This window comes from Corallococcus sp. BB11-1 (assembly GCF_026626625.1).
GTDB lineage: Bacteria > Myxococcota > Myxococcia > Myxococcales > Myxococcaceae > Corallococcus > Corallococcus soli.
This window is the reverse complement of sequence record NZ_JAPNJY010000041.1, coordinates 92,667-111,803: the sequence shown is the minus strand read 5'-3', so window position 1 is coordinate 111,803 and position 19,137 is coordinate 92,667. Positions and strand designations below refer to the sequence as shown.

At 69.0% G+C, this 19,137-nt stretch carries 17 protein-coding genes; 6 read left to right on the top strand and 11 right to left on the bottom strand.

What is annotated here, in order from left to right; translation table 11 throughout:
• Window positions 1–52: 52 nt before the first annotated feature.
• The 3 genes from OV207_RS35455 to OV207_RS35445 form a co-directional block, all read right to left on the bottom strand.
• Window positions 53–1,501, bottom strand: a complete 1,449-nt coding sequence (locus tag OV207_RS35455; RefSeq protein WP_267559539.1) for a HAMP domain-containing sensor histidine kinase — start codon at window positions 1,499–1,501, stop codon at window positions 53–55.
• On the bottom strand, window positions 1,498–2,235 hold the full coding sequence (locus tag OV207_RS35450) for a response regulator transcription factor (RefSeq protein WP_267559538.1): 738 nt from the start codon (window positions 2,233–2,235) through the stop codon (window positions 1,498–1,500). The genes OV207_RS35455 and OV207_RS35450 overlap by 4 nt, the downstream gene beginning before the upstream one ends.
• A gap of 244 nt (window positions 2,236–2,479) precedes the next feature.
• Complete coding sequence (locus OV207_RS35445) at window positions 2,480–3,997, bottom strand: acyl-CoA synthetase (RefSeq protein ID WP_267559537.1); 1,518 nt, start codon at window positions 3,995–3,997, stop codon at window positions 2,480–2,482.
• 142 nt (window positions 3,998–4,139) lie between these two features.
• On the opposite strand from OV207_RS35445, the gene OV207_RS35440 reads away from it, so the two are divergent.
• Both OV207_RS35440 and OV207_RS35435 read left to right on the top strand, forming a co-directional pair.
• Window positions 4,140–5,375 carry an AAA family ATPase gene (locus OV207_RS35440; RefSeq protein WP_267559536.1) on the top strand — a complete coding sequence of 412 codons (1,236 nt, stop codon included), beginning with the start codon at window positions 4,140–4,142 and terminating at the stop codon, window positions 5,373–5,375.
• On the top strand, window positions 5,375–5,983 hold the full coding sequence (locus OV207_RS35435) for a DUF4276 family protein (RefSeq protein WP_267559535.1): 609 nt from the start codon (window positions 5,375–5,377) through the stop codon (window positions 5,981–5,983). The genes OV207_RS35440 and OV207_RS35435 overlap by 1 nt, the downstream gene beginning before the upstream one ends.
• A 47-nt stretch (window positions 5,984–6,030) precedes the next feature.
• Here OV207_RS35435 and OV207_RS35430 read toward each other — a convergent pair whose 3' ends face one another.
• The 5 genes from OV207_RS35430 to OV207_RS35410 form a co-directional block, all read right to left on the bottom strand.
• Entirely contained in the window at window positions 6,031–8,019 is a 1,989-nt protein-coding gene (locus OV207_RS35430) for an esterase/lipase family protein (protein ID WP_267559534.1), read from the bottom strand.
• A gap of 134 nt (window positions 8,020–8,153) precedes the next feature.
• Window positions 8,154–9,209: an alpha/beta hydrolase gene (locus OV207_RS35425; RefSeq protein WP_267559533.1), complete on the bottom strand. Its 1,056-nt coding sequence runs from the start codon at window positions 9,207–9,209 to the stop codon at window positions 8,154–8,156.
• 45 nt (window positions 9,210–9,254) lie between these two features.
• The gene (locus tag OV207_RS35420; RefSeq protein ID WP_267559532.1) at window positions 9,255–10,811 is read right to left on the bottom strand and encodes an acyl-CoA synthetase; all 1,557 of its coding nucleotides are present in this window, start codon (window positions 10,809–10,811) and stop codon (window positions 9,255–9,257) included.
• A gap of 36 nt (window positions 10,812–10,847) precedes the next feature.
• Window positions 10,848–11,843, bottom strand: a complete 996-nt coding sequence (locus OV207_RS35415) for a 3-oxoacyl-ACP synthase III family protein (protein ID WP_193349930.1) — start codon at window positions 11,841–11,843, stop codon at window positions 10,848–10,850.
• Window positions 11,844–11,852: 9 nt separating this feature from the next.
• Window positions 11,853–12,569 carry a TetR/AcrR family transcriptional regulator gene (locus OV207_RS35410; RefSeq protein ID WP_267559530.1) on the bottom strand — a complete coding sequence of 239 codons (717 nt, stop codon included), beginning with the start codon at window positions 12,567–12,569 and terminating at the stop codon, window positions 11,853–11,855.
• Window positions 12,570–12,825: 256 nt separating this feature from the next.
• Here OV207_RS35410 and OV207_RS35405 point away from each other — a divergent pair, with 256 nt between their 5' ends.
• From OV207_RS35405 to OV207_RS35395, 3 genes are all read left to right on the top strand, one after another.
• The gene (locus OV207_RS35405; RefSeq protein ID WP_267559528.1) at window positions 12,826–13,296 is read left to right on the top strand and encodes an Lrp/AsnC family transcriptional regulator; all 471 of its coding nucleotides are present in this window, start codon (window positions 12,826–12,828) and stop codon (window positions 13,294–13,296) included.
• A 2-nt stretch (window positions 13,297–13,298) separates the two neighbouring features.
• Window positions 13,299–14,516 carry a PLP-dependent aminotransferase family protein gene (locus OV207_RS35400; RefSeq protein ID WP_267559527.1) on the top strand — a complete coding sequence of 406 codons (1,218 nt, stop codon included), beginning with the start codon at window positions 13,299–13,301 and terminating at the stop codon, window positions 14,514–14,516.
• Window positions 14,517–14,721: 205 nt separating this feature from the next.
• Window positions 14,722–15,468, top strand: coding sequence for an SDR family oxidoreductase (locus tag OV207_RS35395; RefSeq protein WP_267559526.1), 747 nt, complete (start codon window positions 14,722–14,724; stop codon window positions 15,466–15,468).
• A gap of 24 nt (window positions 15,469–15,492) precedes the next feature.
• On the opposite strand, the gene OV207_RS35390 is transcribed toward OV207_RS35395, so the two are convergent.
• Window positions 15,493–15,915 (bottom strand): winged helix-turn-helix transcriptional regulator, encoded by a 423-nt coding sequence (locus OV207_RS35390; RefSeq protein WP_193349935.1) that lies wholly within the window; start codon window positions 15,913–15,915, stop codon window positions 15,493–15,495.
• A gap of 167 nt (window positions 15,916–16,082) precedes the next feature.
• Here OV207_RS35390 and OV207_RS35385 point away from each other — a divergent pair, with 167 nt between their 5' ends.
• Window positions 16,083–16,685, top strand: a complete 603-nt coding sequence (locus OV207_RS35385) for a malonic semialdehyde reductase (RefSeq protein WP_267559525.1) — start codon at window positions 16,083–16,085, stop codon at window positions 16,683–16,685.
• A 316-nt stretch (window positions 16,686–17,001) separates the two neighbouring features.
• Here OV207_RS35385 and popD read toward each other — a convergent pair whose 3' ends face one another.
• Window positions 17,002–17,472, bottom strand: a complete 471-nt coding sequence (gene popD / locus OV207_RS35380; protein ID WP_267559524.1) for a PopC secretion inhibitor PopD — start codon at window positions 17,470–17,472, stop codon at window positions 17,002–17,004.
• Window positions 17,473–17,532: 60 nt separating this feature from the next.
• Complete coding sequence (locus tag OV207_RS35375) at window positions 17,533–18,954, bottom strand: S8 family peptidase (protein WP_267559523.1); 1,422 nt, start codon at window positions 18,952–18,954, stop codon at window positions 17,533–17,535.
• Window positions 18,955–19,137: the final 183 nt, after the last annotated feature.

Genomic DNA, 19,137 nt, shown 5'->3' with positions numbered 1-19,137 from the left:
CTTCATGCCCCTTGTTGTACGTTTTGGAATGTTTCGGCGAATCTCGTCTCTATTACGAAAGATGACCCGCGACGAGGCGGCCGTCCGGTGTGTCCGCCGCCCCGGTGGTTGGCAACAGGACGCGGGCGGTGGTGCCCTGCCCCGGCTGGCTCTCCAGCGTCAGGCGGCCCCCGTGCGCGGCGATGATGCGCCGGACCAGGGCCAGGCCCAGGCCCACGCCCCCCGTGGTGCGGGCGCGGCTGCGGTCGGTGCGGAAGAAGGGGGTGCCGACCCGCGCCAGGTCCTCCGCGTCGATGCCGATGCCCTCGTCGCGGATCTCCACCTGGAGGCCGTCGCCCTCCGGGCGGGCGAGCAGCCTCACGGTGGTGCCCGCCTCTGAGTATTTCCCCGCGTTGTCCAGCAGGTTGTCCAACACGCGCCGCAACAGGACGGGGTCCGCCTCCAGCCCGGGCAGCGCGCCGTCCACCTGGACCTCCAGGCGGTGCTGGGGCCGCGCGGCGCGGAAGCGGGCGGCGGCCTTGTCCAGCAGCGCGTTCGCGTCCACGTGCTCCAGGCGCAGGGGGGGCGCGGCGCCGCTGGCGCCCTCCGTCACCAGCTCCAGGCGCGACGTGGTGAGCACGTCCTGCACCAGGCGCTCCAGCTCCGCCAGGTCCTCGGTGATGTCGGGGAGCAGCTCGCGCGCCGTCTGGGCGTCACCTTCGGCGGCCAGGTCGAGCGCCACGCGGATCCGCGCCAGGGGCGTGCGCAGCTCATGGGACACGTTGGCCAGCAGCTCCTTCTGGGAGCGCAGCAGCTGGGTGATGCGGCCGGCCATCTCGTCGAAGGCCTCCGACACGAGGCCCAGCTCGTCGGTGCGGCGCAGGCCCGCGCGCACGTCCAGCCGGCCCGCGCCAAAGGCCCGGGCCGCGGAGGCCAGCCTCTCCAGCGGGCCCGCCAGCGTGCGCGCGAAGAGGACGGAGGTGATGCCGGTGCACGCCAGGACCAGGCCCACGACGATGGCCGTCTGGCGCTCGCCGTCGGGCGGCGGGGGCGGCGGCGGCAGCGACACGGAGGCATACACCTGGATGGGGCCCGGATAGGGGCTCACCACCAGGAGGCCCCTCCCCGCGCCGCCGTGGCCCGGAAAGGACCCCGGAGCCCCCTTGCGGGTGACGCGCGAGTTGACGCGCAGCTCGTCCGGGCCGAGCGCGGGCGCGGGCTCCGGGCGGGTGTTGCCGAGCAGCCGGCCCTCCGCGTCGCGCAGGGTGACGCGCATGCCCATGCGCTGCTGCGCGCGGTCGAGCGACGCCTGGAGCGCGGCGGGGTCGTCGCGCAGGGCGGCCCACTCGTCGACGAAGTAGGACAGCTCGTCATCGAAGCGGTTGCGCCAGGCCTCGTTGCGCAGGAAGTCCCGCGCGAGCGTGAGCGCGATGCCCACGAGGACGATCTGGATGACGCCCACCAGGTAGATGCGGGCGAGCAGCCCGGTGGGGAGGCGGAAGAGGCGCCGGGCCTGCCTCACGGCTCCGCCTCGGTCCCGGTGGCCAGCAGGTAGCCGGCGCCGCGGACCGTCTTGAGCAGGCGCGGGTTGCGGGGGTCCACCTCCAGCTTCTGGCGCAGGCGGAAGATGTGCACGTCCACGGAGCGGTCGAACACCTCGTCCGCGCTGCCCTTCACCAGGTCGAGCAGCTGCTCGCGGCTGAGCACGCGGCCGGCGCGCTCCGCGAGCACGCGCAGCAGACTGAACTCATAGGTGGTGAGGGTCAGCGGCTTGCCGTCCAGGGAGGCGCTGAGGCTGCGGGGGTCCAACACCAACCGGCCCGCGTGCACGGGGTGGCTGGTGGGGCCCGCCTTGCCCCGGGCGCGGCGCACCTGGGCGCGGATGCGGGCGAGCAGCTCGCGCGACGAGTAGGGCTTGGGCAGGTAGTCGTCCGCGCCGGACTCCAGGCCCAGGACGCGGTCGGCCTCCTCGCCGCGCGCGGTGAGCATGATGATGGGCACGTCGGTGCGGGTGCGCAGCTCGCGGCACACCTCCAGGCCGTCGCGGCCAGGGAGCATCAGGTCCAGCAGGATGACGTCGTAGGCGTGGCGGGACGTCTGGGCGAGCGCGTCGGTGCCGGACGCGGAGATGGTGACGATGATGCCGTGCTCCTGGAGGTAGCGGGCGGTGAGCCGGGCCAGGCGTTCGTCGTCCTCGACGAGCAGCACCTGGATGGTGGCTTCCTCCGAAGGCGTGGGGCGGGGGGGCATCTCCATGGGTCGGTCTCCCGGGATGCGGGCCAGAGGTGGAAGCGGGGACCCGGGCTTCTCTCCAAAAGACCGGAGCCCCGCCTTCCGCCTCCAGACCGCACCCACAACCTGTCACCCCCATATTTCCTGGGGGCTTCCGCTTCATGACCAAATATTACGGGTTCGTGTCCGGCCGGACATGCAGGGGCCACCGGCCCGCCCTGGGGGTGCGCTCCGTGTCGGGACATGACGGCGGGGGTGGGTCCGGTATTCAGTCCCCGCCGTGCGACAGGGCGAGGGCCCGCCGGTCCACCTTGCCGGCCGGGGTGCGCGGCAGGGCGGTCAAAAGGCGCAGCGTGCGGGGCAGCTTGTAGCGGGCGAGGCGGCCCTCGCAGGAGGCCAGGAGCGCCGCGAGCGTGGGGGCCGTCCCAGTCCGGGGGACGACGAGGGCACGGGGTACTTCCCCCCACTTGGGGTCGGGGACGCCGATGACGCAGGCCTCCGCGACGTCGGGGTGGCCGGCGAGGACGCTCTCCACCTCCGAGGGGTGGATGTTCTCACCGCCGGAGATGATCAGGTCCTTGCGTCGGCCCTCGATGCGGAAGAGGCCGGCCGCGTCGCGGGAGGCCAGGTCGCCGGTGTGCAGCCAGCCGCCCACGAAGGCGCGGGCGGTCTCCTCCGGGTTGCGCCAGTAGCCGGCGCACAGGTGGGGGCCACGCAGCAGCAGTTCGCCCACGTCGCCGGGTTGCTGTTCGCCGTCGATGCGAGCCTCGACATGGAACAGGGGGACGCCGACGAAGCCCGGGTGGGAGCGCACGGCGTGCGAGGGCAGGGAGAAGTTGTTGGGTCCCGCTTCGGTGAGGCCGTAGCCGGTACGAAAGGGGATGTCGCGGGCGAAGAAGCGCTCGAAGACGGGGGCCGGACAGGGGGCGCCGCCGCTGATGAGGAGCTTCAGACGGGAGAAGTCCACCGAGTCGAAGCGCGGGTGGCGCTGCATCTCGATGAACATGGTGGGCACGCCGAAGACGACGCTGACGGTGCCCGAGTGGATGAGGTCGAAGGTCTGCTCCACGTCGAAGGCCCGGCACACGACGGAAGCGCCGCCCACGTACACGAGTGGCAGCGTGAACACGTTGAGGCCGCCGGTGTGGAACAGGGGCGCGTTGAGCAGGGCCACGTCGTCCTGGGTGAGGCCCCAGCTCACCACGGTGTTCGCGGCGTTCGCGGTGAGCGAGCCATGGGTGAGCACGGCGGACTTCGGCAGGCCGGTGCTGCCCCCGGTGGAGCACAGCACCCACGGTGAGTCAGGCTCCACGTCGATGACGGGCAGCATCCGTGAAGCAGGCAGGTCGTTACGTGAAGCGAAGGAACGTTCACCAGGGAGCGGATCCGCCAGGGGAATCCAGTGAAGGACCTGGGGCAGCAAGGGGCGCAGCGCGTCCACCTGGGAGCGGAACTCCGGACCGAAGCAGACGACCCGAGGTTCGACGTCCGCGAGCAGCCCCCGCAGCTCCGTCACACCCAGACGCCAGTTGAGGGGCTGGAGTACGGAGCCCAGCTTCGCGCAGGCGAACAGCAGGTCCAGCGTCTCCACGCCGTTGTACGCGAGCACGGAGACCCGGTCCCCGGGAGTCACCCCCAGGTCGAGCAACAGCAGCGCCGTCCGGTGCGCCGCCGCGTTCCACTCGCGCCACGAGATGCGCCGGTTGTCACGAAGCGCGTCGATGAGCGCCACGCGCTCCGGGGCAAGCGACGCCCGACGGGCCAGCCAGTCATGGACGATGGGCATTTGCCGGATGCTAGAGCGAAGCGGGTGGACCTGTTGGATTCAGGATGCGGACGCTGCGTGTTCACGCAACGCTACCGCTCTCCTGGGCCTGCTGGCACGATGGCCGGCCCGGAGCAGTGGTCGTGTCCGTGGAGAGAACCTGATGCCTTCCGCCGAAAACTCCGGGCAGCCTGCCGTCCACCTGCCCGGAAGCCGGGCGCCCTTCATCACCCGCGTAGTGCTGCGCGACTACCGCAGCATTGAGGCCTGCGATGTCGCACTGGGGCCGTTGACGTTCCTCGTGGGTCCCAACGGCTCGGGCAAGAGCAACTTCCTGGACGCGTTGAGGCTCATCACGGACGCCTTGCGGACCTCTCTTGCACAGGCACTCAGGACTCGTGGAGGGGTCGAGGAAATCGTACGCCGCTCACTCAAGCCCGTGGGCCACTTTGGGATTCGCCTCGACTTTCAACTCGCCACTGGTGCTACCGGACATTTCTCGGTCGGCATCGGAACAAGCATGTCCGGAGACTACGTAGTCCACGATGAGGAGTGCGCAATCGGCGAGACGAGGTATCACGTTCGTGAAGGCATCCTCGTCGTCAAGCCAGCCCCAGTTGCTCCACCTGCCTCGGCGGACCGCCTGTATCTGGTCAACGCAGCAGGTCTGCCAGAGTTCCGCCCTGCCTTCGACGCGCTCTCAAGCATGGGGTTTTACAACCTCAACCCGGACCAACTCCGTGCCCCGCAGCCACCTGACAGGGGAGAACTCTTGTCCCGTGATGGATCCAATCTCCCCAGCGTCTTGGAGCGCCTGGAAAAACCGGATGGCTACTCTACGAAGGAGCGCATTGAGGAGTATCTGCGTGCCATCGTGCCGAGCCTGCAAGCGGTGGGATACACTCGCGTTGGCCACCTGGAAACGCTCTTGTTCCTACAGAAGATTGAAGGTACCGATAACCGCTACTGGCAATTTCCGGCCATCAACATGTCGGATGGCACACTGCGCGCGCTTGGCATCCTGGTCGCGCTGTTCCAGACTCGGGTTGAACAGCGGATCCAGGTTGTAGGCATCGAGGAACCCGAGGTCGCGCTTCATCCTGCCGCAGCAGGTGTCCTCCGTGATGCTCTCCGGAACGCCTCGCAGTACACCCAGGTCATCGTCACCAGCCACAGCCCTGAGCTGCTGGATGACTCCAGCATCCTCGCGGACGAGATCCTTTCCGTGGTTTCAGAGCAAGGTCGAAGCATCATCGCCCAGGTCGATGCCGAAACCCGTTCCGCATTGAAGGACCGGCTCTACACGGTGGGCGAGTTGCTGAAGGCCGACCAACTACCTCCCGACAGGCAAGCGGTCCCCCAAGCGGATCAGCTCAAACTTTGGGAGCACGACGCCTGATGAAGCTGGGACTCATCGTGGAGGGAGCCGGAGAAGTCCTGGCCGCCCCTATTCTCGTGAGGCGTCTGGCGAGCTTCCTTGCACCAGAAGTCCGGTTGGACATCCTGAATCCGCCCCACCGTCTATCGCGAGGAAAGCTCGTCAAAGAGGACGAACTGAGCCGGGTCATCGAACTGACGGCTCGGAAGGTAGGCGGCGACGGATGCATCCTCGTCCTGCTGGATGCCGACGAGGATCTGCCCTGCGTGCTGGGCCCCCGGCTCCTCGGGTGGGCACGAAAGCATCGGTCGGACCGTGCCATTTCCGTGGTCGTCGCACAGTGTGAATACGAAGCGTGGTTCCTCGCGGCCGCAGAGTCCCTTCGCAACCACCGGGGACTTCCCTCTGACCTGCGGGCCCCGCCCCATTCGGAACGCATCCGCGATGCGAAGGGCTGGCTGCACAAGCGCATGCCCGACGGATACAGCCCAACCATCGATCAAGCCGCCCTGACGAAGATATTCGACCTCGAAGCCGCAAGGCGCGCGGACTCCTTCGACAAACTCTTCCGCGACATGGGCGCACTGCTGGGCGTCAGCGCTCCACCCCGACCCCAGCAGTCACCCTGACACCCCTCCCCCACCGTTCACACGATGGGGAAGGAGGCTACGTCACATCAATCCCGCGAAACGAAGTGCGCGGAGATCTTGTTCCACACGGCCGGCGTGACACCCATGCTCAGGTGGTCGTACGCCATGCCCTCCTGCTTCGCGTCCGCGGTCTTCTTCGCCGCGGTCCAGCCCTGGGTGAGCTGGGGCATCGCCGCGATGCTCGCCTCGAACAGTACGCCGTCGCCACGCGGCGCGGACGTCGTGGACGTCATGCCGTCCGTCTCGTAGGGCGCCGCGCCGGCCGCCGTGCCGTAGAGCACGTAGAGCGACTTCAGGCGCGGGTCCAGGCCGTGCTCCGCCAGCCGGGTGATGAACTTGCCGCCCATCTCCATCGCCGCCGCGATGCCCAGGCCCTGCATGATGCGGTACTTCGCGTAGTTGGAGATGTTGTAGCCCTCCGCGTTCTGGTTCGTGTTGTACGCGTGGTACGCGAAGCACGGCGAACCCACGGGGTCATACGCGGTGGTGCGGCACACGCGGTGGTCCGTCGCGGCCATGTAGCCCGCGGCGATGAACGGGTTCAACGGGTTGTAGATGAGCTTCGAATCCAGCCACGGGAAGTAGCGGTTCTCGTTCGGATCCACGCTGTCCCACACGTACGAGCTGCGGTCCGGGATCGGGTACGTGCCGCGCAGGTCGTACGCCGCCTGGAGCTGGCCCGGGTACGCCGTGACGTACTTGCCGCTGTCGTTCACGGCGCCGAACAGGCTCATGTTGTACTCGTCGAAGTTGAACGCGCTCGCGGCCAGGCCCTGGGTGGTGTTCAGCGACTGGAGCGTGCTCGCGGACACCGGCGCGCCCGTGCTGCTCAGGCCCGTGATGTTCGACAGGTAGATGCGGCGGAAGAAGTCCGGCCACATGCTGCCGGCGCCCTCACACACGCTCTCCGCATACGGGTTGTTGTACCAGGGCACTTCCGGGCCCCACGTCACGCACTGGAACGCGGAGAAGTACGTCCACGGCATCGGCCCACGGCCCACCGGCGCGTTCGACGACGTGCTCGCGATGGTCAGCGTGTGGATGGGGTGGCGGAAGTTCAGGTCGATGCCCTTGTGCGGCCCGGACAGCGGCACGTACACGCGCACGGAGTCGTCATACGGCGGCACCTGCGACGCCTGCTCCTTCGCCAGCCGCTCGAAGAGCCGCGTGGTGCTGAAGCCGCCCCACGTCGCCGCGTTCGCGAGCCACGGGTCCGCCGCCAGCACGCCCTTGCTCCACGCGACGATGTCCACCCGCGCCACGCCGGGGTGCAGCGCCTTGATGCGCTTCACCGCGTTGGCCACGTGGATGGCGTGGTTGTAGTTGTCGCCGTGGAACGAGCCGAACGTCACCGCGTACACGCAGCGGCCCTTCGACTCCAGGTCCTGCACCAGGCCCGTCTTCTGGGCCGCGTTCTCGTACGTGCCGCCCGAACCGTTGTTGCCATTGGGGAACATCCAGACGTTCGCGTCCTGGATGGCGCCGTGCACCAGCAGCGTCGGCGTCAGGTTCACGTTGCAGGTGCGCGCCGCCGTGGCCCGCCCCTTGTGCAGGAGCACGTAACGCGCCGCCGGCTTCGTGGGCCCCGGCGCAGGACAGGTGCTGCCCGCCGCCGTGGCACAGCTGTTCCCGTAGGCCAGGTTGAAGGCGTCCACCAGCTGCTGGTTGAGCGAACCGAAGTACGTGGCCAGCGGGTAGTCGCTGGACTGGTACGTGTCCTGGTAGCGCAGCTTCTGCGTGCGCGGGTTGTAGTACTCGCTGCGGAAGCGCTGGCGCCCCTCCAGCAGCTCAATCTGCCCCCAGGACCACGAGGGCGGCGTCAGCGTGCCCACCACGTTGTAGCCGTTGGTCGGCGTGGTGACCGCGTCGAAGTACGGCGCCAGGTCCGCGTCCAGCGCGGCCTCCGCCGTGCCGACGGCGGCCTCCACCGGGGGCGCCTCCGACGCGGGGGGTTCTGCCCCGCAGCCTGCCATCAGCAATGCGGCCGTGAGCGACAACGTCCAGGTGCTTCGCATGCGGACCTCCGGTTGGGTGAAGGGGGTGCGGCGACAGCAGACGCGCGACGGGGGAACCCCGGGCGCGGGATGCGCCAAGGGCCACCGGGGTCGTCCCGGGAGGCCCTCCGCGCCTCACCGCGCGTCAGGAATGGCTAGCGGGCGTGCTCGCGCAGGAAGGGCGTGAGCAGGGCCTCGAACTCCTGCGTCTTCTCCAGGTGCGGGCTGTGGCCGGTGTCCTGGAGGACGACCTCGCGGTAGCGGCCACCGTTCTTCGCGTAGCGCTCCATCACGCCGCGCATCTGCGACACCATGGGCTGCGGCGGGTACTTCTCATCCCCGGGCCAGCCGGGCACCGCGCCCACCTTGCCCAGGAAGCCGAAGTCGAACAATGACGTGTCTGAAACGATGGCGTCGTCCGCGCCGCGGATCCACAGCACGTCTGGCCCGTTCTTCAACGCCGCGAAGGACGACGTGTTGTAGTAGCGCGGCGCCATGGCGTTGTTCATGCCCGTGGTGCCCGGCGCCACGCCCGGCCAGTTGTCGGACTTCGTGAAGTTGCCCGGGTACAGCTCATCCGACACGTGCGTGTTCAGCACCGAGTCCAGGAGCAGCTCCTCGTCCGGGTGGCGGAACGGGGGCTTCACGTAGCAGCCGTTCATCACGTTGCGAGGCGACGTGGGCACCTCCGTGGAGCGGTCCTTCGACTTCAGCCGCTGCACGAAGTCCGGGTTGGCCGTGCCGCCGCCGGAGCCCGCGAAGTCCGCCCAGCACGGCGTGCCGTCCGCGTCCTTCGTGCCGCCGAAGCCATAAGGAGACAGGGGCGCCTCCACCACGAGGCCCGCCACGCGCTCCGGGTGGTCCAGGGACAGTTGCATCACCATGCCCGCGCCGGCCGAGTGCGCCACGAACACCGCGCGCTGGAGCGACAGCGCGTCCATCAGCGCCACCAGGTCGTCGCTGAAGTCACGCATGCCGCGCGTCGCGTCGATGGCCTTGGGCTCCGTCTCCCCGTAGCCGCGCATGTCCGGCGCGATGCCCCGGAAGCCCTGGGGCAGCGTCTTCAGCAGCGATTCGAAGAACGCGGAGGAGGAACAATTGCCGTGCACGAAGATGACCGGAAAGCCCTCCTCGCCCACGAGCCTCGCGCGCACCGCGAGCCGTGCCGTGGGGATGTCCCGCTTCTCGACCTTCCTGGAACTGTCAGCCATGTGCGCCGCTCCTGGTTGTATTGTTTGAAGAGAGGATACTGCCCGTCACGAAGCGTCTCGCGCGTCCGCCGCGATGGCCTGCTCGCGCAGCTCCCGCTTGAGGATCTTCCCGGCGGGCGACACCGGCAGGGCCTTCACCAGCTCCACGCGCTTGGGCACCTTGAAGCGCGCCACCCGCCCCTTCAGGTGCTCCAGCAGCGACTCCGCCGTGGCCTGCGCGTCCGCCTTGAGCACCACGAAGGCCCGGCCCGCCTCGCCCCACTTCGCGTCCGGCACGCCCACCACCGCGCACTGCTGCACCGCGGCGTGCTCGTAGAGCACCGACTCCAGCTCCAGCGGGTACACGTTCTCCCCTCCGGAGATGAACATGTCCTTCTTGCGCCCCGCGATGGTGAAGAAGCCTTCGGCGTCCACGCGCGCCAGGTCCCCGGTGTGGAACCAGCCGTCCGCGTCGATGGCCTCCCGGGTCGCGGCGTCGTCCTCGAAGTAGCCCGAACACATGGACGGGCCCTTGAGCACCAGCTCGCCCACCCCGCCCACGGGCACGTCCTGGCCCGCGTCATCCACCAGCTTCGCGTCGATGAAGTAGTTGGGCCGGCCGATGGAGCCCGCCTTCGACACCGCGAACTCCGGCCCCATGCTGAAGATGCCGGGGCCGAACTCCGTCATCCCGAAGCCCTGCTTGAAGGGCACCGGGTGCACCGCCTGCCACGCCTGGAGCAGGGGCACCGGCAGGGGCGCCCCGCCGCTGGTGACGAAGCGCACGGAGGAGAAGTCCGTCCCGCGCCAGCGCGGTGAGTCCATCAGCTGCTGGTACTGCGTGGGCACCGCGAAGAAGAGCGTCACCTTCTCCTTCGCCACGAGGCCGAGCATCTCCTCCGCGTCCCACCGCCGCATCAGCACCACGGTGCCGCCCACGGTGAGCAGCGGCAGCGTGTACACGAGCAGTCCGCCGGTGTGGAACAGCGGCGTGTGCGTCACCGTCACGTCGCCCTGCCGGATTTCATGCACCAGCGTGTTGAGCGTGTTCCACGCCACCATCCGGTAGGACACCTTCGCGCCCTTGGACTTCCCGGTGGTGCCGCCGGTGAAGATGAGACAGAGGATGTCCTCCTCGCTCACCGCTTCGTTCGTGACCGGGGCCTCGGTCACGTGCTCCAGCACCTTCGCGTAGGCGTCCGCGCCGGGCAGTCCCTGCGCATCCAGCGCCACCAGGCGGAGGCCTTCGCCCACGTGCTCGCGCACCTGCGCCGCCGCGTCCCGGAAGTCATCCCCGAACAGCAGCACGCGCGGGCGGGTGGAGCGCACGCCCTCGGCCAGCTCCGCCGCGTGCAGGCGCCAGTTGTAGGGCACGAAGATGGCGCCCAGCTTCCCGCACGCGAAGAGGGCGTCCAGGTGCTCCACGCCGTTGAGCGCGACGATGCCCACGCGGTCGCCGCGCCGCACGCCGGCCACGTCCCGCAGCCAGCCCGCGAGCGCCGTGGCGCGCGCGTTCATCCGCCGGTAGGTGAAGCGGCCCGCGTCCTTCCGGGCCACGTCCACCACGGCCACCGCCTCCGGCCAGTAGAGGGCGCCCCGCCCCATCCAATCCCCGATGAACATGCGCGTACCTCCTGGCTGTGTCTTCGAGGGTGGGACCTACGCCGTCCAGCGGTACAGCGCGGACGCCATGGCCAGGCCACCGCCGCTGGCGCAGAAGGCCACGAGGTCGCCCTTCTTCACCTTGCCCTGCACCACCGCGTCGTCGAGCGTCATCGGGATGCAGGCGGAGCCCGTGTAGCCCCACTTGTCCATCGTGTAGTGCGCCTTGGCCATGGGCTGGTTGAGCGCCTTCATGGTGGCTTCGATGGTGCGCAGGTTCAGCTGCGTGAAGACGAACAGCTTCACGTCGTCCAGCGTCTGGTCCGCGCGCTTGAGCAGCGTGTCCAGCAGCATGGGCCAGCGCTCGGTGTTGAACGTGGAGGGGAACTTGCGCACGAACTGCACCGCGGGCTTGCCGTCGGTGAGCTTCAGCGTCTCCGCCGTGGCGGGCCGGTTCGTGCCGCCCGTGTAGATGCCCAGCGCGTCGTGGTACTCGCCGTTCGCCAGCAGCTTCGCGCCCAGGAAGCCCGGCGCGTCGGACGCGCCCAGCACCACCGCGCCCGCGCCGTCCGCGAACAGCGTGCAGGTCTTCTTGTCCTTCCAGTTCACGTACCGGGTCATCCCGTAGGCGCCCACCACCAGGATGCGCTGGTAGCTGTCGTCCGCCGAAATCGTCTTCGACGCCACGTCCAGCGCCGTCACCCAGCCCGCGCACGCCGCGTTGATGTCGTAGGTGCCCGCGTTGATGGCGCCCAGCTTCGCCTGCACCACCGACGACGTGCCGGGGCTCAGGTAGTCCGGCGTGTCGCTGGCCACCAGCACCAGGTCCAGGTCCTTGGGGTCCACCTTCGCGCGGGCCAGGGCCTCCTTCGCGGCGGCCACGGCCAGGTCGCTGGTCGCCTGATCATCCGCCATCACGTGGCGCTGCTTGATGCCCACGTTCGTCTGGAGCCACTCGTCCACCTTCTCGCCCAGGATGGCCTCCACGTCGGCGTTGGTGAGCAGCTTCTCGGGGACGTAGCGGCCGGTGGACAGGATGTTCGCGTAACGCATGGCGGTGTTTCAGCTCCGGGGGCCGCGCGCCGGACGGCGGGGCCTGGGGGAAGGAGACTTCGAAGGAGACTTCACGACGGCCTTGGGAGCCTTGGGGGGCGGGACGGCCTTGAGGACGGGAGCGCCGGAGGGCAGGCCGTGGGTCAGGAGCGTCATCGCCGTGTCCAGCACGCGCTCCAGGCCCATGTCCTCCTCCCAGAGCACCCAGCGCATGCCCAGGAAGTCGCCAATGCCCATCAGGCAGTAGGCGAGCGCCTCCGGGTCCATGCGGCGCACCTCGCCGGCCTCCATGGCCTGCGTGAGGCCGCGCACGTAGCCCCTGGCGAAGCGGTCGTAGTAGCGGCGGTAGCAGTCCGCGTCCACGAACTCCGCCTGCCGCACCACGCGGTAGAGGTTGGGGTGCTGGCGCACGAACTGGAAGAAGGCGCGCAGGCCCTCGCGCTCCACCTCCAGGCGCGTGGTGCACGCGGCGGTGGACTCCGCGATGAGGCGGCGCAGGCGCGCCCCCAGCTCGTCCACCACCTCCACGAAGATGGACTGCTTGTCCGGGAAGTACACGTAGAAGGTGCCCAGCGCGACGCTGGCCTTGCGCGTGAGGTCCGCGATGGACGCGCGCTCGTAGCCCTTGTCCCCGAACACCGCCTCCGCCGCCTTCAGCAACTTCTGCCGCGTCCGCTGGCCACGGGGTGTCACCGGAACGCGTTCTGAAGTTGAAGGGCGATTCATCTTTCAGGACGGGTAGCACCCGCCCGACAACCTTGTCAAAAGCCGAAGGTTGGCTCCCTGCGTCAAAGACAGACACGAACGCAGGGCGTCAAAGGCCGGGCGGGCAGGCGCAGGAACACGACGCGCCAGGTTGGGAATCCGACCCTTCGACCAGGCTCACAAGTTTGCGCACCAACGGACTTGCAATCCTGGAGCAAGGCATATAACTTCACCGCCACCTGCCCGGGCGACCTATAAATATAAGGCCAAACACCCCATGGACGCCCTGGATTATCGCCTCTTGGACCTGCTTCAACGCGATGGCCGGGCCACGCAGCTGGAGCTGTCACGGCGGGTGAAGCTGTCCCAGCCGGCGGTGGCCGAGCGCATCCGCAAGCTGGAGGAGCGCGGGGTCATCACCGGCTACACGGCGCGGGTGGACGCGACGCAGCTGGGCAAGGACATCACCGCCTTCATCGGGGTGAGCATTGAGCACCCCAAGCACTTCGAGGGCTTCGCCAAGAAGGTGGCGGAGATGCCGGACGTGCTGGAGGCGCACCGGGTCGCGGGTCAGGACTCGTACGTGCTGAAGGTGAAGACGGACAACACGCGGACGCTGGACTCGCTGCTGGTGGAGACGCTGCGCACCATCCCGGGCGTCACCCGCACGAGCACCACCATCGTCCTGTCGACCCTGAAGGAGGACACGCACGTGCGTGTCCCCGAAGCGAAGTTGAACGGAGCATGAACATGAGCGCGGACGCAATGAGTGCACCCCTGCCCCCTCCTCCGGCCTACCGGCTGTCCCAGCGCATGTCCCGGATGAAGACGTCCGCGGTGCGTGAAATCCTCAAGATCGCGGAGCGCCCGGACATCCTGTCCTTCGCGGGCGGGCTGCCCGCCCCGGAGCTCTTCCCGCTGGACGCCATCGCCAAGGCGTTCGAGGAGACCTTCGCCGCCGAAGGCCGCCCGGCGCTCCAGTACAGCACCACGGAGGGCTTCGCCCCCTTGCGCGAGTGGATCTCCGCGCACCTGGCCCGGAAGGGGCACCACACCCACGCCGACCAGGTGCTCATCACCAGCGGTTCGCAGCAGGGCCTGGACCTGGTGGGCAAGGTGCTGCTGGATCCGGGCGACCTGGTGGTGGTGGAGGACCCCAGCTACCTGGCGGCGCTCCAGACCTTCGGCGGCTACGAGGTGGAGTTCGCCACCGTGCGCAGCGACGACGCGGGCATGGACACGGACGACCTGGCCGCGCTGGTGAAGAAGCGCCAGCCGAAGCTGCTCTACGTCATCCCCAACTTCCAGAACCCCAAGGGCACCACCCTGTCGCTGGAGCGCCGCAAGGCGCTGGTGCGGCTTGCGCAGGAGCACCGCTTCATCATCCTGGAGGACGACCCGTACGGCGAGCTGCGCTTCAAGGGCGTCCACCTGCCGTCGCTGGCGTCGATGGACGACCAGGGCGTGGTGCTGTCGCTGTCCACCTTCTCCAAGACGCTGGCCCCCGGCCTGCGCCTGGGCTGGGTGACGGGGCCGCGCCCGCTGCTCAAGGCGCTCACCATCGCCAAGCAGGCCACCGACCTGCACACCGCCACGCTCGCGCAGCGCGCCACCGCGCGCCTGCTGGCCACCTTCGACTACCCGGGCCACATCGCGGCGCTGATGCCCGTCTACGCCGAGCGCGCCAACGCGATGCTCGCCGCGCTGGAGCAGCACATGCCCCAGGGCACGAAGTGGACCCGGCCCGACGGCGGCATGTTCCTCTGGGTGGAGCTGCCGGGCGGGCTGGACGCCGCCACGCTGCTGCCCCGCGCCGTCGAACAGAAGGTCGCCTTCGTCCCCGGCGCGCCCTTCTTCGCCAACGCGCAGCAGGCCCAGTTCATGCGCCTGAACTACTCCAACCGCCCGCCCGACCTCATCGCCGAGGGCATGCGCCGGCTGGGCTCCGTCATCTCCGACGCGCTCTAGCCACACGCCCACCCACCCCGGAAGCACGCCCCGCCCCCCAACGCACCGCGTTGATGGCCGGGGCGAATCCGGCGGGTGAAAAAAGTTGAAGGCCGATTCAGGTTTCAGCCTCCTCGGCGCTGGAAAGCGCCGGGGGGGTGTGCGTACCCTGCGCGCCGTTTTCGATGGGCGGATCGCCGCCCTTGCGACGCTCAAGGAGAGGCACATGCAGCTGAAGGACCTGAAGATCATCGTGACGGGTGGCGCGCAGGGCATGGGCGCGCACTTCGCCCAGCGCATCCACGAAGCGGGCGGCCAGGTCGCCGTGGGCGACGTCAACGAGGAGCGGCTGGCGGAGCTGCCCCAGGGCATCCACCGCCGCAAGCTGGACGTGTCCAACGAGCAGGGCGTCATCGACTTCGTGCAGTGGGCCCACGGCGCGATGGGCGGCCTCAACGGCCTCATCAACAACGCGGGCATCCTGCGCGACGCGCTGCTGGTGAAGAAGGACCGCACCACGGGCCAGGTGAAGAAGCTGTCCACCCAGGACTGGAACGCCGTCATCGGCGTCAACCTCACGGGCGCCACGCTGATGGTGCGCGAGGTGGTGACGAAGATGGTGGAGACGGACCAGCGCCCCGGCGTCATCGTCAACATGTCGTCCATCGCGCGGCACGGCAACCGCGGCCAGTCCAACTACGTGTCCGCCAAGGCCGCGCTCGCGGCGAACACCGTCACCTGGTCGCGCGAGTTCGCCCCCTTCGGCATCCGCGTGGGCGCCATCGCCCCGGGCATGATCGAAACGCCGATGACGCAGGGCATGAACCAGAAGGCCCGCGACGCGCTGGTGGCCTCCATCCCGGTGAACCGCATCGGCCTGCCGGAGGACATCTGGGTGGCGGTGAAGTTCGTCATCGAGTGCGACTACTTCAACGGGCGCACCATCGACGTGGACGGCGGCCTCAACTTCTAGGCCCGCCCCACCCGCTCCGGAAGCTCAGGCCGTCTTGCGCTTCCGGGGCGCGGCCCGCGCGGACTTCGCGCTCGCGCCCTTCTTCTCATCCCGGCCCGCCGGCTTCACGTCCGGCTTCGGCGCGGGCTTCACGTCCGCCCACTGCTCCGCCCACTGGCCCAGCTCGTGGATGACCTTCCAGAGCGCCTGCCCCTTCTGCGTCAGCCGGTACTCGGAGCGGATGGGCGGCCCCGGGTCCACGTGGCGCTCGATGACGCCCTCGGCCTCCAGCTCCTTGAGCCGCTCCGACAGGACGCGCTCGCTGATGCCGCCAATGCGCTCCGTCAGCTCCCCGAAGCGGCACGGCCCGTCCATCAGGATGCGCAGGATGATGCCCGTCCACCGGCGGCCCAGGAGCTCGGCCGCCGTCAGGAACCGCTCGCACAGCGGATGTAGGTCGTCATGCATCGTCGCGCCTCCTGCCCGAGTATAGCGCCGCCCCTCCCCTCGCCGCAGGAACCCGGCACGGCCATCACTTACTTTTTAGAAGTAACTTGCAAATCAAAAGCGTCACCGCTACCCATGGGCCATGGCGGGCGCGCAAGAAGCGTCCGCTCCGCGAAGGGGACACACCGATGGCAGCGACGAACACCGCCCTGGACGCAGGCGCCCTGGCGCAGCTCTTCACCGAGGCCCGCACGCACAACGGCTGGCTGGACAGACAGGTGCCGGACGACACCCTGCGCCGCGTCTACGAGCTGGCGAAGATGGCGCCCACCGCGGCCAACACCCAGCCGGTGCGCCTGGTGTTCGTGAGGAGCCGCGAGGCCAAGGAGCGGCTCAAGCCCCTGCTGGCCGCGGGCAACGTGGACAAGACGATGCAGGCGCCCGTGACGGTCATCGTGGCGCACGACACCGCGTTCCACGAACAGATGCCCAAGCTGTTCCCCGCGCGCGACATGAAGGGCCACTTCGCGGGGCTGTCCCCCGAGGCGCGCGAGTACAGCGCCGTCCAGAGCGGCACGCTGCAGGCCGCGTACGTCATCCTCGCCGCCAGGGCGCTGGGGCTGGACTGCGGCCCCATGGGCGGCTTCGACAAGGCGAAGACGGACGAGGCCTTCCTCCAGGGCACCGGCTGGAAGTCGGACCTGCTCATCAACCTGGGCTACGGCGACCCGGCGAAGCTCTTCCCGCGCAACCCGCGCCTGGCTTTCGAGGACGCCTGCCGCCTGGACTGAAACCGTCCAATCCCAGACGGAAGAATCCAACCCCGGTGCAGTGGCTTTCAGGCGCCACAATCCTGAGTTTCTAGGTTAATCAGGAAGAAGCGGCCCCGTCGTCGGTTCCACCGGGACGAACATGGCGCGGGGCTTCCTTCCAGGCGAGATGAGGCGCTCCCCCAACGCGAGCGGCTTCTTTCGCGACGGCGGTTGGACCGCCAGGGGGCCGCCTTCCGTTACAAGGGAAGCGGGGCCCGCGGTCTGAAGGAAGCACGCCGGCCGCGCCCATGGAGGACGCGGGGCATGTGACTGGAGGCTTGCGGCAGGGACCTGACTAGTACTGACGTTCGAGCGGCATCATCGTGCCCGCCTCGAACTCCGGCGCGCGGCGCAGCTGGTCCAGCACGCGGGGGGCACAGCGCACGTGGAGCATGGGCAGGGAACCGCCCGGCTCGCTCATGGCGCGCACGGACCCCATGAGCTTGTTGGCCTCCAGCCAGTGCATGAAGCTCTCGCGGAAGCGGGCGCTCTCCGCCTTGCCTGCTTGATAGACCTCCGCGCGCGAGCGCACGGGTGCCCGCGCGGCCGCCGCGCGTCCCCGGGGGGCCGCGGCTTCGCGGGGCATCACCGTCACGTCGATGTCGCCGCCCTGCTGGGCGTCGCGCTCCGGGGCGCCATGGCCGGAGCCCGGCAGCATGCGCACGTGACCGCCGCCGCTGCCCGGCAATGGACGCACCGCCGCCACGGAGGACATCCGGGTCGTCATCTCACCCGGATCGCCCGGCACGTCGTTCTTCCTGCCCATGGCCAGCATCCTCTCACGGGTCCGGTGCTCACCTGGCACCGGCCCCGGTCAACTAAGGCGTCACCTGAAAACAGCCAGGCCCTTCCCCGTCCGGTGATTCGCCGAGCGAGGAAGCTTGATGGCGTTGGCCAGAATCAAATCCCTCACTTCCAACGCCGTCAAGTCAGGGGCACGGCAACGATACAGTGCAGCGATACCCGCGACATAAGGCGCCGCCATGCTCGTGCCACTCATTCGTTCATAGAACGCCTGATTGTTGCAGCGGCGTTCAGTAGACGAATACACGTTCACCCCGTAGCCCATGACGTCAGGCACGAAGCGCCGACCCACGCCGCCGCTGGCCGAGAAAGTGGCCACGGTGCGCTCGAAGTCGACTGCCCCCACAGCCAGTGCTTCAGGAAAGGCCGCTGGGTAACCAACCGTGTTCGGCCCAGTGTTACCCGCCGCGACAACCGGCAGCACGTTGCTGTCCAGCAGTCGACGCAGCATGGTCTGCAGGGCGCGCTGATTCAGCAGGTAGTCCGCTTCGGAGATGCCCGGGGGCGGCTGCAGCGGGAAGCCCAGCGACAGGTTGACGACGGCGGGACGTGAGGCGTTCTCCGGAGCGCTGAACTGGTGCAGCAGCCACTCCATGCCGGCGGCCACGCGACCCAGGCTGGTGCGGATGGTCTCCGATTCGATGACGGACGCGGCGTACAGGTCCACCTCCGGCGCGACGCCGTGGTGCACGCCCGCGGCGATGCCGCACACGTGGGTGCCGTGGCCGTCCGGATCAAACCCGCGCACGTCGCGGGCCGGGTTGTGGGGCGAGTTGGGGAAGAGCGAGACGTAGCGGAACTGGATGGTCTTGCTCGCGTGCTCCGGGTGGTCCGCGTCCACGCCGGTGTCCAGGATGCCCAGCATCACGCCGGCACCCCGGATGCCCTGGGCGTGCGCCAGGGGGACGCCGGATTCGTCAGGCCATTCACGCTGCGCGAGCGAGCTCATGCCGCGGTTGCGCGGTCCCGTCTGTCCGGCCGACACCGGGCCCGGGAAGGACAGGGGCACCACGTCCGGGATGAACTCGAAGTCCTCCGACAGCTCCCCGCGGGCCGCGTTCTCCGCGTCCACGGAGTAGAAGTGCGCCATGGTGGCGCCGATGAGGGGCATGAACCGGTAGCTGCCCGCCTCGGAGCCCGTCTGCTCCGTCACGGCCGCGCCCGGCATGGGCACGGTGCTGGAGTCAGCGCCGCGCGTGTCCGGGACCCTGCGGCCTCCGCGCTTGCGGCCCCTGGGCTCCTGACCGCTGATGGCCGGCTTCATGCCGGGCAGGGTGGCCGAACGCAGCCCGAGGGCCGTGAGGGCATCCGGTGCCTTCTGCGCGCCGCTGAAGCGCAACGCGGTGCTGCGAACGAGGACGCGCTCGCCCTGTGCCGTGCCACGAACGCCCGGCCGGGCCTGCGTCTCGATGGACTCCCTGGGTACCAAGAGAAATGACTTCATGGGTGGTGTGCTCCTTGAACTCCCAATCCGCTCCAGGGCCCCGAAGGAGGGGAGCACCCGAGTAAGGACCGCGCCCACCTGGAGACCCTGACAAGCCCCTTCGGGTCCGGTGGTTTGGGCTCACGGGCGTCGCCCATGAACCATGTCATCCGCTGCCCTCCTCTCTCCCCTCTCGCGGGGTCA

What these genes read in the sequence shown, in the direction of transcription:
- OV207_RS35425 (WP_267559533.1), bottom strand. Translation starts at nt 9,209, where the DNA reads ATGGCTGACAGTTCCAGGAAGGTCGAGAAGCGGGACATCCCCACGGCA.
- OV207_RS35400 (WP_267559527.1), top strand. Translation starts at nt 13,299, where the DNA reads ATGAGCGCGGACGCAATGAGTGCACCCCTGCCCCCTCCTCCGGCCTAC.
- OV207_RS35395 (WP_267559526.1), top strand. Translation starts at nt 14,722, where the DNA reads ATGCAGCTGAAGGACCTGAAGATCATCGTGACGGGTGGCGCGCAGGGC.
- OV207_RS35440 (WP_267559536.1), top strand. Translation starts at nt 4,140, where the DNA reads ATGCCTTCCGCCGAAAACTCCGGGCAGCCTGCCGTCCACCTGCCCGGA.
- OV207_RS35435 (WP_267559535.1), top strand. Translation starts at nt 5,375, where the DNA reads ATGAAGCTGGGACTCATCGTGGAGGGAGCCGGAGAAGTCCTGGCCGCC.
- OV207_RS35410 (WP_267559530.1), bottom strand. Translation starts at nt 12,569, where the DNA reads ATGAATCGCCCTTCAACTTCAGAACGCGTTCCGGTGACACCCCGTGGC.
- OV207_RS35430 (WP_267559534.1), bottom strand. Translation starts at nt 8,019, where the DNA reads ATGCGAAGCACCTGGACGTTGTCGCTCACGGCCGCATTGCTGATGGCA.
- OV207_RS35390 (WP_193349935.1), bottom strand. Translation starts at nt 15,915, where the DNA reads ATGCATGACGACCTACATCCGCTGTGCGAGCGGTTCCTGACGGCGGCC.
- OV207_RS35420 (WP_267559532.1), bottom strand. Translation starts at nt 10,811, where the DNA reads ATGTTCATCGGGGATTGGATGGGGCGGGGCGCCCTCTACTGGCCGGAG.
- OV207_RS35375 (WP_267559523.1), bottom strand. Translation starts at nt 18,954, where the DNA reads ATGAAGTCATTTCTCTTGGTACCCAGGGAGTCCATCGAGACGCAGGCC.
- OV207_RS35415 (WP_193349930.1), bottom strand. Translation starts at nt 11,843, where the DNA reads ATGCGTTACGCGAACATCCTGTCCACCGGCCGCTACGTCCCCGAGAAG.
- popD (WP_267559524.1), bottom strand. Translation starts at nt 17,472, where the DNA reads ATGGGCAGGAAGAACGACGTGCCGGGCGATCCGGGTGAGATGACGACC.
- OV207_RS35385 (WP_267559525.1), top strand. Translation starts at nt 16,083, where the DNA reads ATGGCAGCGACGAACACCGCCCTGGACGCAGGCGCCCTGGCGCAGCTC.
- OV207_RS35405 (WP_267559528.1), top strand. Translation starts at nt 12,826, where the DNA reads ATGGACGCCCTGGATTATCGCCTCTTGGACCTGCTTCAACGCGATGGC.
- OV207_RS35450 (WP_267559538.1), bottom strand. Translation starts at nt 2,235, where the DNA reads ATGGAGATGCCCCCCCGCCCCACGCCTTCGGAGGAAGCCACCATCCAG.
- OV207_RS35445 (WP_267559537.1), bottom strand. Translation starts at nt 3,997, where the DNA reads ATGCCCATCGTCCATGACTGGCTGGCCCGTCGGGCGTCGCTTGCCCCG.